The organism is Janthinobacterium sp. ROICE36 (genome assembly GCF_002869965.1).
Taxonomy (GTDB): Bacteria; Pseudomonadota; Gammaproteobacteria; order Burkholderiales; family Burkholderiaceae_D; genus Janthinobacterium.
The window spans coordinates 23,177-39,262 of record NZ_PEBS01000017.1; the positions used below are offsets into that span (position 1 = coordinate 23,177).

General features: G+C 62.1%; 13 protein-coding genes. 8 read left to right on the forward strand and 5 right to left on the reverse strand.

Annotated elements, in window-relative coordinates; genetic code table 11:
• Positions 1–56: 56 nt before the first annotated feature.
• From CSZ94_RS09440 to recA, 3 genes are all read right to left on the reverse strand, one after another.
• Positions 57–1,586: a class I SAM-dependent methyltransferase gene (locus CSZ94_RS09440; protein WP_102121258.1), complete on the reverse strand. Its 1,530-nt coding sequence runs from the start codon at positions 1,584–1,586 to the stop codon at positions 57–59.
• Between the two features lie 95 nt (positions 1,587–1,681).
• Entirely contained in the window at positions 1,682–2,137 is a 456-nt protein-coding gene (gene recX, locus CSZ94_RS09445) for a recombination regulator RecX (protein ID WP_102121259.1), read from the reverse strand.
• Positions 2,138–2,273: 136 nt separating this feature from the next.
• Positions 2,274–3,377 carry a recombinase RecA gene (gene recA, locus CSZ94_RS09450; protein WP_102121260.1) on the reverse strand — a complete coding sequence of 368 codons (1,104 nt, stop codon included), beginning with the start codon at positions 3,375–3,377 and terminating at the stop codon, positions 2,274–2,276.
• Between the two features lie 249 nt (positions 3,378–3,626).
• Between recA and CSZ94_RS09455 the strand changes: the two genes are divergently transcribed.
• From CSZ94_RS09455 to CSZ94_RS09475, 5 genes are all read left to right on the forward strand, one after another.
• A complete protein-coding gene (locus CSZ94_RS09455) occupies positions 3,627–4,361 on the forward strand; it encodes a response regulator (RefSeq protein ID WP_102121261.1) in 735 nt (244 codons plus the stop codon).
• On the forward strand, positions 4,358–5,896 hold the full coding sequence (locus CSZ94_RS09460) for a sensor histidine kinase (protein WP_258000885.1): 1,539 nt from the start codon (positions 4,358–4,360) through the stop codon (positions 5,894–5,896). The genes CSZ94_RS09455 and CSZ94_RS09460 overlap by 4 nt, the downstream gene beginning before the upstream one ends.
• Positions 5,889–6,203 carry a DUF4212 domain-containing protein gene (locus CSZ94_RS09465; RefSeq protein ID WP_102121262.1) on the forward strand — a complete coding sequence of 105 codons (315 nt, stop codon included), beginning with the start codon at positions 5,889–5,891 and terminating at the stop codon, positions 6,201–6,203. Before CSZ94_RS09460 ends, CSZ94_RS09465 begins: the two co-directional genes overlap by 8 nt.
• Positions 6,200–8,248: a sodium:solute symporter family protein gene (locus CSZ94_RS09470; RefSeq protein ID WP_102121263.1), complete on the forward strand. Its 2,049-nt coding sequence runs from the start codon at positions 6,200–6,202 to the stop codon at positions 8,246–8,248. The genes CSZ94_RS09465 and CSZ94_RS09470 overlap by 4 nt, the downstream gene beginning before the upstream one ends.
• A 114-nt stretch (positions 8,249–8,362) precedes the next feature.
• Entirely contained in the window at positions 8,363–9,589 is a 1,227-nt protein-coding gene (locus CSZ94_RS09475) for a 6-phosphofructokinase (RefSeq protein WP_102121264.1), read from the forward strand.
• Here the strand turns inward: CSZ94_RS09475 and CSZ94_RS09480 are convergent.
• Positions 9,586–10,434, reverse strand: coding sequence for an IclR family transcriptional regulator (locus CSZ94_RS09480; protein ID WP_102121265.1), 849 nt, complete (start codon positions 10,432–10,434; stop codon positions 9,586–9,588). The two genes, CSZ94_RS09475 and CSZ94_RS09480, sit on opposite strands and share 4 nt — an antisense overlap.
• Positions 10,435–10,597: 163 nt before the next feature.
• Between CSZ94_RS09480 and CSZ94_RS09485 the strand changes: the two genes are divergently transcribed.
• Together CSZ94_RS09485 and CSZ94_RS09490 are read left to right on the forward strand one after the other, a co-directional pair.
• Entirely contained in the window at positions 10,598–12,214 is a 1,617-nt protein-coding gene (locus CSZ94_RS09485) for a GMC family oxidoreductase (protein ID WP_102121266.1), read from the forward strand.
• Positions 12,215–12,341: 127 nt separating this feature from the next.
• Positions 12,342–13,673: an MFS transporter gene (locus CSZ94_RS09490; RefSeq protein ID WP_102121267.1), complete on the forward strand. Its 1,332-nt coding sequence runs from the start codon at positions 12,342–12,344 to the stop codon at positions 13,671–13,673.
• 67 nt (positions 13,674–13,740) lie between these two features.
• Here CSZ94_RS09490 and purM read toward each other — a convergent pair whose 3' ends face one another.
• A complete protein-coding gene (gene purM, locus CSZ94_RS09495) occupies positions 13,741–14,784 on the reverse strand; it encodes a phosphoribosylformylglycinamidine cyclo-ligase (protein ID WP_034788683.1) in 1,044 nt (347 codons plus the stop codon).
• 188 nt (positions 14,785–14,972) lie between these two features.
• Between purM and CSZ94_RS09500 the strand changes: the two genes are divergently transcribed.
• Positions 14,973–16,055, forward strand: coding sequence for an AI-2E family transporter (locus tag CSZ94_RS09500; RefSeq protein WP_102121268.1), 1,083 nt, complete (start codon positions 14,973–14,975; stop codon positions 16,053–16,055).
• Positions 16,056–16,086 lie beyond the last annotated feature (31 nt).

A 16,086-nucleotide genomic window follows, 5' to 3' on the forward strand; every position in this document is an offset into this window, starting at 1 on the left:
TTGATATCATAAAAATCACTGCCATTGCCACGCCGCGCGGTGCTTCGGCATCCGTATCAATCGGCCACGCCCAGCGCCTGCAGGATGGGCAGCACGGTGACGCGGAAACTTTCCGCCTGCACGGCCAGTTCGGCCAGGTTGTCTTCTTCCGTCGTCAGCACTGTGCCATTGCGCACCATGGTTTGCTGCAGTGCGCGGAAAGCCTGCCAGGCAAATGCCGCCCAGGTGTCGGGCTCCTGATGCCCTTCCAGCCTGGCCAGCAGGAACAACTGTTGCAGATGCAACACACCCACGCCGCCGCCCGTCACCGGACTGGCCAACGCGGCCAGGTCGGTGCGGCCCAGGGCCTTTTCCAGCAGATGCCGGTTCAGCCTGGCCGTGACTGGCCGCGCCAGTGTGATCGCCGCGTCATCCTGCACCGGCGATATGCAGGCTTTATGTGCCAGCACCAGCAGCATCTGCAGCAGGCTGCCCAGGTCAGCGGGCAAACGCTGTTGCAGTTCGGCTATGGTATGGGGCTTGCAGTCACCGAGCAGCTCCAGCAGGGGGCCATACACGGCCTGATCCAGATCGGCCTCGCCTAGGGCGCCCGTCACCTTCATGGATATCTGCCCGACCGGCGCCACCAGCAGGATGCGTACGGCGCGCAGTGCGATAGCCTGTTCATGGGCGCTCAGCTTGCGGCTGCCCTTGACCCAGTAATCCTGGCGAAACTGCCTGTTCAGCATGAAATCGGCGGTGTTCTCGCGGAAAGTGGCATCCGGAATCTGCGCCAGGAAAGCCAGGTGTTCGGGCGAGAAATTGAGAGGGGCGACATGATCGGGGTAGGCGGCCGAACCGGCAAACTCGAGCTTGACCCCGGCCAGCACCGGCTTGATGGCCGAAAACGATACCGGTTGCCAGTAATGATTGAAGTATTCGTGGGACAGATAATTCGGATCCTGCTCACCGAGCTGTTGCAGCCGCAGGGCGATGGTGGGATTGGCCAGCAGGTAGCGCGGCTTGGTCTCCATCATGCGGTTGACAAAGGATAGCGCGCTGCCCACGCGCGTCAAGGAATCCTGCCCCGGCGCGCTCAGCACGCGGCTGTGCTGCTCCATCAGGTCGCGGATCGGCGCCATCGCCGCCCAGCCCGCCTGCGTGTTGTAACTGATGTACAGCACGCCACCCGGCTTGAGCTTGCGCGCCAGGAAATCGGCGATATGCGCCTGGTTTTCCGGCGATATCCAGCTCCAGATACCGTGCAGGGCGATGAAATCGAAGTCAGGCAGGTCGGTGCGGGCGCAAAAATCCTGGAACGATTGCTCCGACAGCACGGCGCCATTGCCGGAGACCTCGGCCAGTTCCTGCGCAAAGGCGGTCTGGGCCGGATTGAAATCAGTGCCATACCAGCGTGTGCTGGACGCTGCGGCATGGATATTGACGGTCACGCCCTGACCAAACCCGAGTTCGCATGCGGTGCTGACCTTCGGCGGCTGTATGCCCCAGCTCAGCAGCAACAACTGTATGCGCAAGGGGTTCAATTCCGTGTAATAGCCGTAGGTGTAGGCCGTTTCGGCCGTGTAGCCGGCATGCCAATTGCTCATCAGGTGTCCCGTATATCAAGTAAAAAAGCTGGGACGCAACATGCGCAGCAGCAATTGGGCAGAATAACTGATCCTTGCTGTCCAGTTAATAAATATTACTCGTCGTCGGGCTCCAGTCCTTTCAAGGCCACCTGCACGGCGCGCTGCGAAAAGCCGCGCTGCATCAGGAAGCGCATCTGCTTATTGCGCTGTTCGGCATCCTGCGCCACTTCACCGAATTTGCGGCGCCACACTTCGCAGGCGCGCGCGGTTTCGCCTTCGGCCAGGCCCGCCTTGAGTTCCTGCAGCGCTTCGCCGCCTATGCCATGGCTTTGTAATTCCGCCATGATGCGGCTATTGCCGAAGCGGGCCGAGCGGCGGTGGATCAGCGACTCGGAAAAGCGTTCCTGCGACAGCCAGTTGGCTTGCTCCAGGCTGTCGAGCAAGGCTTCCACATCGTCGCCCTCCTGCGCATGCCGTTGCAGCTTGCGCCGCAATTCCATGCGGCTGTGTTCGCGCATCGACAAAAAACGTAGCGCCCTGCCTTTCAGGCTTAGTTGTACTGCGGCCATACACCCCACCTTGTCTTTCATTCCACGATCACACCACCCAAACACAATCGCCGCCCGGCGCAACAGCGCGGAACGGCGATCATGGTCACACCTTGCCAGCCATCATCCGCAAGCGCGAATGATGGCTGATGGCAGCTTACTCGGCAGCCTTGGCTTCCGCCTTGGCAGCCTTGTCTGCGGCTTTATCCGCTTTTTCCGGCTTTTCAGCAGCCAGCGGTGGCAGTTCGCGCACGCCCAGCGAAGCGCGGACCTTGTTTTCGATTTCGCGTGCCAGCGCCGGACGCTCTTGCAGGAAGGCACGGGCGTTGTCCTTGCCCTGGCCGATGCGTTCGCCGTTGTAGCTGTACCACGAACCGGATTTCTCGACGATCTTGGCATCCGAACCCAGGTCCAGGATTTCGCCTTCGCGCGAGGTGCCGGCGCCGTACAGGATGTCAAAGTGCGCTTCCTTGAACGGTGGCGCGATCTTGTTCTTGACGACCTTGACCTTGGTTTCGTTGCCGATCACTTCATCGCCGGACTTGATCGAACCGGTGCGGCGGATGTCGAGGCGCACGGAGGCATAGAATTTCAGCGCATTGCCGCCGGTGGTCGTTTCAGGACTGCCGAACATCACGCCGATCTTCATGCGGATCTGGTTGATGAAGATGACCAGGGTATTCGTGCGGTTGATGGAACCGGTCAATTTACGCAGGGCTTGCGACATCAGACGCGCTTGCAAGCCTGGCAGGGAATCGCCCATGTCGCCTTCGATCTCGGCGCGTGGCGTCAGTGCGGCCACGGAGTCGATGACCACCAGGTCGACGCTGCCCGAACGCACGAGGGCGTCGCAGATTTCCAGCGCCTGCTCGCCCGTATCCGGTTGCGAGATCAGCAATTCGTGCAGGTTCACGCCCAGCTTTTGCGCGTAACCGACGTCCAGCGCATGCTCGGCATCGATAAAGGCGCAAGTGCCGCCCAGTTTTTGCATTTCAGCAATGGTTTGCAGGGTCAAGGTGGTTTTACCCGACGATTCCGGACCGTAGATTTCCACCACGCGGCCGCGCGGCAAGCCGCCCACGCCCAGCGCGATATCGAGGCCGAGCGAACCGGTCGACACGACTTGCACTTCTTCGATCACCGCGCTGGCATCCATGCGCATGACCGAACCTTTGCCAAACTGCTTCTCGATCTGCGCCAGTGCGGCGGCAAGCGCCTTGGCTTTTTCCGATGCGGGTATTACAGCTTTTTTATCGTCCATATGTTCTTTCAGCCGTTCTACAGTTGCAGATCCATTTGAATCCTGCAGCCTGCGATAGCGCCAGTGGGTTAAATTCTTTACACAGACAGTACTGTATAAAAAAACAGTGATCAATGCAAGCGGAACATGGATTTGTTTTGAAACAGATCAATACAACCCTGGTTTTTCACAAAAACTATCCACCTTGCGGAAAATGAAACACAATACAGACTTCAGATGTCCTGATGTTGCAAGCATAGGAAGTGCACCATGCGTATTTTACTTGCCGAAGATGACAGCGTGCTGGCCGATGGCCTGACCCGCTCGCTGCGCCAGTCCGGTTATGCGATCGACTACGTCAAGACTGGCCAGGAGGCCGATACGGCCCTGTCCACCCAGGAATTCGACCTGCTGATCCTCGACCTGGGCCTGCCGAAGATGTCCGGCCTGGAAGTGCTGCGCCGCCTGCGCGCGCGCGCCTCGCTGCTGCCGGTGCTGATCCTGACGGCCGCCGATTCCATCGAACAACGCGTGAATGGCCTCGACCTGGGTGCCGATGATTATATGGCCAAGCCGTTCGCCCTGTCGGAACTGGAGGCAAGAGTGCGCGCCCTGACGCGCCGCGGCGCCGGCGGCGGCGCCACCGTCATCAAGCACGGCCCCCTCAGCTACGACCAGGTGGGGCGCAGCGCCTACATCAACGATCAGATGCTCGACCTGTCGGCGCGCGAACTGGGCTTGCTGGAAATCCTGCTGGGCCGCACCGGTCGCCTCGTTTCGAAAGAACAACTGGTCGATCACCTGTGCGAATGGGGCGAAGAAGTGTCGAACAACGCCATCGAAGTGTATGTGCACCGTTTGCGCAAGAAGATCGAGGTGGGCGGCGTGCGCATCGCCACCGTGCGCGGCCTCGGCTATTGTCTGGAAAAATACTCGGAAGCGGCGCGCCTGAACGCCGAAGCGGGCGAATCGGCAGGCCCGGCCAGCGGACCCACCACAAAGTGAAGGCGCGCGAGGCGCCAGCGGAAGAGGCGGACGACGACGACTGGTTCGAGCCGCCCACCACGGAGCAGGATGACACCATCGAGCATTCGCTGTTTGGCGAAATCCTCGACTGGATGCTGGCGCCCTTGCTGCTGCTGTGGCCGATGAGCATCGCCATCACCTACCTGGTGGCCAAGGGCATCGCCAATCAACCGTTCGACCATGCGCTGGAAGATAGCGTGACGGTGCTGACGCAACAGGTCAAGCAGGCCGACGGCGCGCTGCTGCGCCGCGTGCAGGACAAAAACAGCAGTAACAAGGGCCGTGACTTCCTGCGCGGCGACGATGTCGACACCCTGTATTACCTGGTGGTAGGCGGGCACGGCGAATACCTCGACGGCGACCGCGACTTGCCGCCGCCGCAAGACCCCGACAAATACCGCAGCGGCATGGTGCTGTTTCGCAACGACACCATCCACGGCACGCCCGTGCGCGTGGCGTTCAGCTATCTCGACATGCCGTCCAGCACCGATGACGAACCGCGCCGCACGCTGGTGCAAGTGGCCGAGACACTGGAAAAGCGCGCCCAGTTGGCGAATGAAATCATCAAGGGCGTGATCTTGCCACAGTTCATCATCCTGCCGGTGATCCTGGCCCTGGTCTGGTTTGCCCTGGCGCGTGGCCTGTCGCCGCTGGCGCAATTGCAGGAGCGCATACGCGCGCGGCCGCCCGACGACCTCTCCCCCATCGAATCGGGCCAGGTGCCTGAGGAAATCACGCCACTGGTCGGTTCGCTCAACGAGATGCTCGCGCGGCTATCGCTGTCGATCGACATGCAGAAACGCTTCATCGCCGATGCCGCGCACCAGATGAAAACGCCGCTGGCCGGCATGCGCATGCAATCCGAGCTGGCCCTGCGCCAGACCGACCACGACGAGATTCACCGCTCGCTGCTGCAATTGGCGAAAAGTTCGGAAGCGGCCACGCGCCTGGTCAACCAGTTGCTGGCCCTGGCGCGCGCGGAAAACCAGCCGCAGGCAGGCACGGCGTTCGAACCGATCGAGCTGAGCGAACTGGCGCGCGGCGTGGTGCAAGACTGGGTGCAAGCCTCGTTTGCCCAGCATATCGACCTGGGCTTCGAACAGCCCGCATACTCGATCATGATTTCCGGCAATGCCATGATGCTGCGTGAACTGCTGAGTAATCTGATCGACAATGCCCTGCGCTACACGCCGCCTGGCGGCAGCGTCACGGTACGCGTGCGCAGCACCCTGGAGCTGGCCATCCTGGAAGTGGAGGATACGGGCCCCGGCATACCGCCGGCAGAGCGGACGCACGTGTTCGAACGCTTTTACCGCATTCTCGGCAGCAATGTCGACGGCAGCGGACTGGGCCTGGCCATCGTGCGCGAGATTGCCCTGCAGCATGGCGCCGAAGTCGATATTGGTAACAATCCGCGCGCGCAGTCGCCGAAGCTGCCGGGCACCCTGCTGCGCCTGAGCATCGCCCTGCTGTTGCCGGACGCGCCAGAAGAGGATGACATCACGTATGGATAAGCCGAGCCCGCCCGTTCCCCCGGCGCGGCCCGCGCGCACGCCCAGCCCCGAGCTGCAGGCGCGCCTCGATGTGCACTGGCACAAGACGCGACGCCTGACGGCCATCCTGCTGCTGATCTGGCTGCTGACGGGCTTCCTGACCGTATTTTATGCGCGCGAGCTGCTGCATCTGAACCTGTTCGGCTGGCCGCTGCCTTTCTATATGGCGGCCCAGGGCGCCTCGCTGGTCTACCTGGCCATCATCGCCTTCTATGCCTGGCGCATGCGGCGCCTGGACCAGGCTTTCCATGCCGAGGAGCACGCATGAGCGGCCAGCGCAGCTTCTTTGCGCGCCTGTGCCGCTACTACCTGCTGTTTACCGCCGGTTTCGCCGCCTTCCTGCTGGCCCTGTCGGTGCTGGAACAGGAAGGCATGCCGCGCGCGTGGATCGGCTACCTGTTCATGCTGGTCACCATCACCCTGTACGCCACCATCGGCGTCATCAGCCGCACCTCGAACGTCACCGAATACTATGTGGCAGGGCGCCGGGTGCCGGCCATGTTCAACGGCATGGCCACGGCCGCCGACTGGATTTCGGCGGCCAGCTTCATCAGCCTGGCCGGCGGCCTGTACCTGAACGGCTTCGACGGCCTGGCCTTCATCATGGGCTGGACGGGCGGCTATTGCCTGGTGGCGCTCTTGATCGCCCCCTATTTGCGCAAGTTCAGCCAGTACACGATTCCCGATTTCCTCGCCGCCCGCTACGGCAGCGGCACCGACAAACGGGGTGCCAGCGTGCGCGTGGTGGCGGTGGCCGCCACCATCATCGTGTCGTTTACGTATGTCGTGGCGCAGATCTACGCCGTCGGCCTGATCGCCTCGCGCTTCACGGGCGTGGATTTTTCCGTCGGCATCTTCCTGGGCCTGGCCAGCATCCTCGTCTGCTCCTTTCTGGGCGGCATGCGCGCCATCACCTGGACGCAGGTGGCCCAGTACATCATCATCCTGGTCGCCTTTCTGATTCCCGCCATGTGGCTGTCGGTCAAGCATGCGGACAATCCCGTACCGCAGATCGCCTACGGCAAGGTGCTGCCGCAACTGAGCGCGCGCGAACACGTGCTGGAAACGGACCCGGAAGAAAACGAAGTGCGCGCCATTTTCCGCCAGCGCGCGCAAAGCTACCAGGCGCGCATCGACGGCTTGCCCGCTTCCTGGGAGCACGGCCGCCTGGCGGCCCAGCGCCAGCTCGATAGTTTGCGCCAGCGCAATGCCTCGCTATTCGACATCCGCAACGCGGAACGCTACCTGATCGCCTATCCGAAAAGCCAGGACGAGGCACGCGTGCTGTGGCAGGCCGCGCAGGCGCAGAACCAGAAACGCGCCGAGCCGATCATTCCGCATGCGCAGCCGTTTCCCGCCGCCGACCGCGAGCAGTCCGACATTAAGCGCAACAATTTCCTGGCCCTCGTGTTTTGCATGATGCTGGGCACGGCCGCCCTGCCGCATATCCTGATGCGATCCTACACCACGCCGTCCGTGCACGAAACGCGCGTCTCCGTCTTCTGGGCGCTGTTTTTCATCTTGTTGATCTACCTCACGATTCCCGCGCTGGCCGTGCTGGTCAAGTACGACATTTACTCGTCACTGGTAGGCACGCAATACGCGAACTTGCCCACCTGGGTGTCGTACTGGGCCAATGTGGACAAATTCAGTCCCCTGATCAGCATCGTCGACGTCAACCGCGACGGCATCGTGCAACTGGCGGAAATTTCCATCGACGCCGACGTACTGGTGCTGGCCACGCCCGAGATCGCCGGCCTGCCCTACGTGATTTCCGGCCTGGTGGCGGCCGGCGGCCTGGCCGCCGCGTTGTCGACGGCCGACGGCTTGCTGCTGGCCATTTCAAATGCCCTGTCGCACGACATCTATTACAAGGTGGTCGATCCCAGCGCCTCGACGCAAAAACGCGTGACGATTTCAAAATTGCTGCTGCTGGCCGTGGCCTTCATCGCCGCCTATGCCGCTTCGCAAAAGCCGGCCGACATCCTGTCGCTGGTGGGCGTGGCCTTTTCCCTGGCCGCCTCGACCCTGTTCCCGCCGCTGGTGCTGGGCGTGTTCTGGAAACGCGCCAATTACCAGGGGGCACTGGCCGGCATGCTGGCCGGCTTTGGCGTGTGCCTGTATTACATGCTGCACACCAGCACCATGCTGGGCGGCAATGCCAGCGGTCAATGGATGCATATCGCGCCCATTTCCGCCGGCATCTTCGGCGTGCCAGCCGGCCTGGCCGCCGCCGTACTGGTCAGCTGGCTGACACCGGCGCCGGGACGCCGCAGCACGGGGCTAGTAGAACATATCCGGGCACCGGAATAAGCGCGTCCAAGCCTGGGATGACGTGGAAAAATTTCTCGACAGACATATCGAAAAAAACAGCGCCCCGGCAAAAAAGGAGTAGGCTAGAAGGCCGTTCCACTACGAGGAAATCCCATGCCGTCTGGAAAAATTCTTGTTGCCCAGGGAGGCGGCCCCACCGCCGTCATCAACCAGTCGCTGGTCGGTGTAGTGCTCGAATCGCGGCGCTTTCAACATGTCACGCGCGTGTATGGCGCGCTGCACGGCGTGCGCGGCATCGTCAATGAGGAATTCGTTGATCTGACGCAGGAAACCAGCCACAACCTGGAACTGGTGGCCGCCACGCCCTCGTCGGCCCTCGGCTCCACGCGCGACAAACCCGATATTGCCTACTGCCAGCAAATCTTCGAAGTGCTGCGCGCCCACGAGATCGAACACTTCTTTTATATCGGCGGCAATGACTCGTCCGACACGGTACGCATCGTCAGCGAGGAAGCGCACAAGGCCGGCTATCCGCTACGTTGCATCCACATCCCGAAAACCATCGACAACGACCTGGTGGGCAGCGACCACACGCCCGGCTTTCCGTCGGCCGCGCGCTTCGTCGCGCAAGCCTTCGCCGGCGCCAACCTCGATAACGCCGCTTTGCCCGGCGTGTACGTGGGCGTGGTGATGGGCCGCCACGCAGGATTTTTGACGGCCGCCTCAGCATTGGGCAAGAAGTTCCCCGACGATGGCCCGCACCTGATCTACCTGCCCGAGCGCGTCTTCGTGCTGGAGCAATTCCTGGCCGATGTGAAAGCCACGTATGAAAAATACGGCCGCTGCGTGATCGCCGTCTCGGAAGGCATCCACGATGCCTCGGGCGAGCCGATCGCCAGCCTGCTGGCCAAACAGGTGGGCAATGAAGTGGAACGCGATGCGCACGGCAATGTGCAATTGTCGGGCACGGGCGCGCTGGCCGACCTGCTGTGCGACGAAATCAAGGTCAAGCTGGGCATCAAGCGCGTGCGCGGCGATACCTTCGGCTATCTACAGCGCTCTTTCATCGGCTGCGTCTCTGATGTAGATCAACGCGAAGCGCGCGAAGTGGGCGAGAAGGCGGTGCAGTTCGCCATTTGGGGCGACCGCGACGGTTCCGTTGCCATCAAGCGCACGGGCTTTTATTCTGTCGATTACGAGTTGCTGCCGCTTTCCGACGTGGCGGGCAAGACGCGCACCATGGAAGACGAATTCATCAGCGCCAGCGGCACCGACGTGACGGATGCTTTCAGGCTGTATCTGCGCCCGCTGCTGGGCTCGGGCATACCCGATGCGTTTCGCCTGCGCGCGGCGAAAGTAGCGAAGGTGCTGAAACCCTAGCTGGACTCCGCCAGCAGCAGCGGCCGCAGTTTCACGGCCGCTTCCTTGAGCTGCGGCACGTGCTGCAGCAGCTGCTCCACGGATTTGCGCGCCACGGGCGCGTGGCAGGCGACGGCTGCCACGATGCGGCCGTCGGCGGCGCAGATGGGCACGGCCACGGCCACCATTCCGTGCACGAATTCCTCGTCGTCGATACCGATGCCCAGGCGGGCAATGCGCACGATCTCACGTTCCAGCAGCACCGGGTCGGTAATGCTTTTCGGCGTGCGCGCCTGCAGGCTCAGCATGGCCAGCAATGCGCGCCGCTCCAGCAAGGTCATGTGTGCCAGGAATAGTTTTCCGCTCGCCGTGCAATGCATGGGCGCGCGCGTGCCCAGCACCAGATGCAGGCGCAGCGCTTCCTGCGTTTCCACCCGGTCCACATACACGATCGCATTGCCCTCGGGAATGGCGAGATTGCACGTCTCGCCCGTGGCCGCCACCAGGCTACCCAGGATGCTGCGGCTCACGCGGATCAGAGCATTGTTGCGCAAGGTGGCCAGGGCCAGGTTGGTGGACGCCGCACCAGGCACATAGCCGCGTCCCACGGGCGTGCGCAGCACATAGCCATGTTGCTCCAGCGTATAGAGCAAGCGCATCATGCTGGCCTTGGGCACCTGCATGCGCGTAGCCAGCTGCGACAGGGTCAGGGGCTGGCTGGCGCTGGCCAGGTGCTCGATCAGGCGCAGCACGCGCAAACCCCGTGCCTCGTCGCCATGGCCGGCCGCCGCGCTGGCAGCCACTGCGCCACCGGACGCCCCAGCTTCTCCGGCCTCGGCCTGCCGTTTTTGAAACGCATCATGCATGTTCTGTTTCACCTCTCGCGTATGCGGGTATTTCCGCTTTTCCCGGCGCTGCTCGTCTTTTATAAATGGAACCAGGCGTTCCAATACATCAAATAATAGATCAGTGTATCGCAAAAATCGCCCGCAAAGGCAAGCGATACCGCAAACGCAGGAGACCAGGGCAATGTCACAAACACACTACGATTACATCGTCGTCGGCGCCGGTTCGGCCGGCTGCGTGCTGGCCAACCGCCTGTCGCACGACAGCAATAAGCAGGTGTTGCTGCTGGAAGCGGGCGGCAAGGACAACAATCCATGGATACACGTGCCGGTCGGCTATTTCAAGACCATGCACGATCCCAAGCTGGACTGGTGTTACCGCACGGAGGCCGATGCCGGCATCGCCGGGCGCCAGTTGCAATGGCCGCGCGGCAAGGTGCTGGGCGGCTCCAGCTCGCTCAACGGCTTGCTGTATGTGCGCGGCCAGAAGGAAGACTACGACCGCTGGGCCGAGCTGGGCAATGCAGGCTGGAGCTACGCCGAGGTGCTGCCCTACTTTAAAAAATCGGAAGACCAGGAACGCGGTGCCAACGATTACCACGGCGTGGGTGGTCCTTTGAAGGTGTCGGACCTGCGCCTGCGCCGTCCCATCGCGGAGCACTTCATCGCCGGCGCCACGGAAAGCGGCATCCCCTTCAATACCGATTACAACGGCGCCACGCAGGAAGGCGTCGCCTACTTCCAGCAAACGGCCAGCAAGGGCTTGCGCTGGAGCACGGCGAAAGCCTTTTTGCGGCCGGCCCGCAAACGCGCCAACCTGCGCGTGGAAGTACGCGCGCACATCATGCGCGTGCTGTTCGAGGGCAAGCGCGCCGTCGGCATCGAGTACCGGCAGGATGGCCAGCTGCGCCAGGCGCGCGCCAGCGGCGAAGTGATTCTCTGCGCGGGCGCCATCGGCTCGCCGCACATCCTGCAATGCTCGGGCGTGGGACCGCGCGCCCTGCTCGATGAAGTGGGCGTGCCGCTGGTGCACGACTTGCCCGGCGTGGGGCAGAACCTGCAAGATCATTTGCAAATCCGCCTCGTCTTCAAGACCCGGCTGAAAACCCTGAACGATGAAGTCAACAGCCTGTGGGGCAAGCTGTGGGTGGGCATGCAATATGTGTTTTCCCGCTCCGGACCATTGACCTTGGCGGCCAGCCAGGTGACGGTGTTTACCAAGTCCTCGCCCGGGGTGGCGCGGCCCGACATCCAGTTCCACATGCAGCCACTGAGCGCCGACAAGCCGGGCGAAGGCGCGCATCCGTTTTCCGCCTTTACCTCGTCCGTGTGCCAGTTGCGCCCGTACAGCCGCGGCCACGTGTCGATCAAGTCCGCCGATCCCCTTGTCTACCCGGGCATTCATCCGAACTACCTGTCCGACCCGCGCGACCAGCAGACGGCGATCGCCGCCCTGCGCGTGGCGCGCCGGATCGCCGCCGCGCCGTCGCTGGCGCCGCACATCATTTCCGAGTTCGTGCCCGGCCCGCAGTTCCAGACGGATGCTGAGCTGCTGGACGCGGCGCGGCGCTTCAGCCAGTCGATCTACCACCCCAGCGGCACCTGCAAGATGGGCCGCGACGCCATGGCCGTCGTCGATGATCGCCTGCGCGTGCATGGCATGCAGAACCTGCGCGTGGTCGACGCGTCGATCATGCCGGAAATCGTCTCGGGCAACACCAACGCGCCCACCATCATGATCGCCGAAAAAGCCGCCGACATGATCCTGGCGGACGCCGTGCGCCTGCCACAGGCTGCCTAGTCAGCTCCCCACTCCACCTTACCCAGGAGGATGCCAGCGGCGGGCAGACGGCCCCGCCCCAAGTATCGGCGACAAGCCTAGCATCAGAAAAAAACACATAATCGATATCGATAGGAGACTAGATATTATGGATAACAATCCGAGTAATCCGAAAAAAGCCAAAGAGCTACGGAAAGTCGTGATGGCCAGCGTGATCGGCGCCACCATCGAATGGTATGACTTCTTCTTGTACGGCGTAGTCGCCGGCATCGTATTCAGCAAACTGTATTTCCCGGGTGGCGATCCGCTCGTCTCGACCATGCTGGCCTACGGCACCTTCGCCGTGGGCTTTCTGTCACGCCCCATCGGCGGCGTGATCTTCGGCCACTTCGGCGACAAGATCGGCCGCAAGAGCATGCTGGTGATGACCCTGATGATCATGGGGATCTCCACCTTCCTGATCGGCGTGCTGCCCACCTATGAGCACATCGGCTACTGGGCGCCGGGATTGCTGCTGTTCCTGCGCGTGCTGCAAGGCATCGGCCTCGGTGGCGAATGGGGTGGCGCCGTGCTGATGGCGTATGAGTATGCGCCGCCGAAAGAGCGCGGCTTCTATGCCAGCCTGCCGCAAATCGGTCTGGCCATCGGCCTGTGCCTCGCTTCCGGCGTGGTGGCGATCCTGTCGTACACCCTGACGGATGCGCAATTCCTGTCCTGGGGCTGGCGCGTCGCCTTCATCCTGTCGGCCGCCCTCGTCTTCATCGGCATGTGGATACGCCTGAACGTCATGGAGACGCCGGAATTCCAGGCCGTCAAAGAGAAGAACGCGGAGACGCAGATTCCGTTTTTCGACCTGCTGAAACGCTATCCGGGCAATGTCTTGAAGGGCATGGGCGCGCGCTATATCGACGGCGTGTTCTTCAATATCTTCGGCGTGTTTTCCATCACCTATCTGACCAACACCATCAAGATCGCCCGCACGGAAGCGCTGATGGGCGTGATGGCGTCGGCGGTCGTAATGTGCTTCTGCATTCCCTTCTTTGGCCGCCTGTCGGACCGCATCGGCCGCAGCAAGGTGTTCTTCTGGGGGGCATTGATCACGGGCGTGTCGTCCATTCCCGCCTTCTGGATCATGCTCCATCACGCCGACAACCCGCTGCTGCTGTGGTGTTCCGTGATCATCCCGCTGGGCGTGCTGTATTCGGCTGTATACGGACCGGAAGCGGCCCTGTTCTGCGACCTGTTCGACGCCAAGGTGCGCTACACGGGCATCTCCTTCGTGTACCAGTTCTCCGGCATCTTCGCCAGCGGGCTGACACCCATCATCGCCACTTACCTGCTCAAAACGGGCAATGGCGAGCCGTGGCACATCGTCGGTTACATCCTGTTCGCCTCCCTCGTCTCGGCCGTCAGCGTGGCCATGATCGGCAAAGGCGGCTCGCAATCGGATGGCCACATGAAGACGGCGCACGCGCGCTAGGCCGATTCGCGACGTAAAAAAAGGCAGACCTCTCGCGAGTGCCTGCCTTGTTTGTTCAAGCTACAACTTAGATAACAATTGTTTGATGCTCATCGCCTACGCGGGCGCGGATGGTGCCGATGCGCGAGACGGTTTCGCCGGCCGCTTGCAATTGGGCGATGGCGGCGTCCGCGTTTTCCTGCGAGACGATGACGGTCATGCCGATGCCGCAGTTGAAGACGCGGTGCATTTCGGCGTCGGCCACGCCGCCGTGCTGTTGCAACCAAGTGAACAGCGGTGGCATGGTCCATGCCTTCGAGTCCAGCTCGGCCACCAGGCCAGGCTGCAGCACGCGGGGAATATTTTCCACCAGGCCGCCACCGGTGATGTGCACCATGCCCTTGACTTCCATGGCATCCATCAGCGCCAGCAACGGCTTGACGTAGATGCGCGTCGGCTGCATCAGCACGTCGGCCAGCTTGCGGCCGTGGAAATCGCCTTCCAGGTCCGGCTTCGCCACTTCGATGATCTTGCGCACCAGCGAATAACCGTTCGAGTGCACGCCCGACGAGGCCAGGCCCAGCACCACGTCGCCCGGAGCGATCTTGGTGCCGTCGATGATTTTCGATTTTTCCACGGCGCCGACGGCAAAACCTGCCAGGTCGTATTCGCCGGCCGGGTACATGCTCGGCATTTCCGCCGTTTCGCCGCCGATCAGCGCGCAACCGGCTTGTTCGCAACCCTGGGCAATGCCCTTGATGACGTCGGTGGCGATCGCCACGTCCAGCTTGCCGCAAGCAAAGTAGTCGAGGAAGAACAGCGGTTCGGCGCCTTGCACCAGGATGTCGTTGACGCTCATGGCGACCAGGTCGATGCCGACCGTGTCATGGCGGTTCAGTTCGAACGCCAGGCGCAGCTTGGTGCCCACGCCGTCGGTACCCGAGACCAGCACTGGTTCCTTGTACTTCTTGCTGATTTCAAACATGGCGCCAAAACCGCCCAGGCCGCCCATCACGCCTTCGCGCAGGGTGCGCTTGGCAAACGGCTTGATTGCTTCGACTAAAGCGTCGCCTGCGTCGATATCGACGCCAGCGTCACGGTAGGAAAGGGAAACATTAGAAGTCTGGTTCATGGTGTGGTGGCAGCGGAGGCGGTAAAATAGAAGGCGGATACCCGCCGACACGCGCGCGCAAGTATGTTTTTCAACATCGTGCGGCAGGGCGCCAGCGGGTGAATTCGGTCGATCAAGACGCTATTTTATCAAACTGCCCCGCCATTTCGTAATTAACTGCCTTTTTTTAACGCAACAGCACAAACCACATGCCATTCGCCATCACCGCAGAACAGAAGCAAACAGCATTTTGGATCGCGGTCTGGCTGGCATTCTTGCTGTTGCTCGTCAGTCTGGGCCCCATCCTGACGCCCTTCCTGGCCGCCGCCATCCTCGCCTACGTGCTCAATCCCGGCGTGGACCGATTGCAACGCCTGCACTGCAGGCGCTTTTATTTGCCGCGGCCGCTGGCCGTGCTGGTCGTCGCGGTGTTGTTTTTCCTCGCCATGACAGCGCTGGTGCTGATCGTCGTGCCGGTATTACAAAAGGAAATCCCCCTGCTGCAGGCGCAGATCCCGCAGTTCCTGAACAAGGCGAATGATTTCCTGGCGCCAAAACTGCGCGACCTCGGCATCCGCGTGCGCCTGGACGGCACGGGCATCAAACGCATGCTGAGCCAGCAGATGGCCACCAGCGGCGATGAAATCTGGAGCACCGTGCTGGCCTCGGCGCGCATCGGCGGCACGGCCGTGCTGGGTTGGCTGGCCACCGTCGTGCTGATTCCCGTGGTGCTGTTTTATTTGTTGCTGGACTGGCATCCGATGCTGGCGCGCGTCGCCGCCGCCGTGCCGCGCCGCTGGGTGGGCCGCACGGTGGGCATGGCGCAGGAAGTCGATACCCTGCTGGCGCAATACCTGCGCGGCCAGTTGCTCGTCATGCTGGTGCTGGCCACGTATTACTCGGTGGCGCTGGCCATCGCCGGTTTTGAAGTGGCATTGCCTGTCGGCATCATTACGGGCTTGCTGGTGTTCATCCCCTACCTGGGCTTCGGCCTGGGGCTGATGCTGGCCCTCATCGCCGCCCTGCTGCAATTCGCCGACTGGAGCGGCGTGATCGCCGTGGCCGTCATTTACGGTTGTGGCCAGGTCATCGAGGGCTTTTTCCTCACGCCGCGCCTGGTGGGCGAGCGCATCGGCCTGAACCCGCTGGCCGTCATCTTCGCCTTATTGGCTTTCGGACAATTGTTTGGTTTCGTCGGCGTTTTGCTCGCTTTACCCGCTTCTGCCGTCCTGATGGTCGCTTTTAAGCATCTAAGACGCCACTACCTCTCCAGCAGCTTCTATAATACCTAGTAAAAAGCGGATATCATATCAACCTAGCAAT

Excerpts from the sequence above, each read along its gene's own strand:
- CSZ94_RS09490 (WP_102121267.1), top strand. The coding sequence starts at position 12,342 with ATGGATAACAATCCGAGTAATCCGAAAAAAGCCAAAGAGCTACGGAAA.
- CSZ94_RS09475 (WP_102121264.1), top strand. The coding sequence starts at position 8,363 with ATGCCGTCTGGAAAAATTCTTGTTGCCCAGGGAGGCGGCCCCACCGCC.
- CSZ94_RS09480 (WP_102121265.1), bottom strand. The coding sequence starts at position 10,434 with ATGCATGATGCGTTTCAAAAACGGCAGGCCGAGGCCGGAGAAGCTGGG.
- CSZ94_RS09470 (WP_102121263.1), top strand. The coding sequence starts at position 6,200 with ATGAGCGGCCAGCGCAGCTTCTTTGCGCGCCTGTGCCGCTACTACCTG.
- CSZ94_RS09440 (WP_102121258.1), bottom strand. The coding sequence starts at position 1,586 with ATGAGCAATTGGCATGCCGGCTACACGGCCGAAACGGCCTACACCTAC.
- CSZ94_RS09485 (WP_102121266.1), top strand. The coding sequence starts at position 10,598 with ATGTCACAAACACACTACGATTACATCGTCGTCGGCGCCGGTTCGGCC.
- CSZ94_RS09455 (WP_102121261.1), top strand. The coding sequence starts at position 3,627 with ATGCGTATTTTACTTGCCGAAGATGACAGCGTGCTGGCCGATGGCCTG.
- CSZ94_RS09500 (WP_102121268.1), top strand. The coding sequence starts at position 14,973 with ATGCCATTCGCCATCACCGCAGAACAGAAGCAAACAGCATTTTGGATC.
- purM (WP_034788683.1), bottom strand. The coding sequence starts at position 14,784 with ATGAACCAGACTTCTAATGTTTCCCTTTCCTACCGTGACGCTGGCGTC.
- recA (WP_102121260.1), bottom strand. The coding sequence starts at position 3,377 with ATGGACGATAAAAAAGCTGTAATACCCGCATCGGAAAAAGCCAAGGCG.
- recX (WP_102121259.1), bottom strand. The coding sequence starts at position 2,137 with ATGGCCGCAGTACAACTAAGCCTGAAAGGCAGGGCGCTACGTTTTTTG.
- CSZ94_RS09465 (WP_102121262.1), top strand. The coding sequence starts at position 5,889 with ATGGATAAGCCGAGCCCGCCCGTTCCCCCGGCGCGGCCCGCGCGCACG.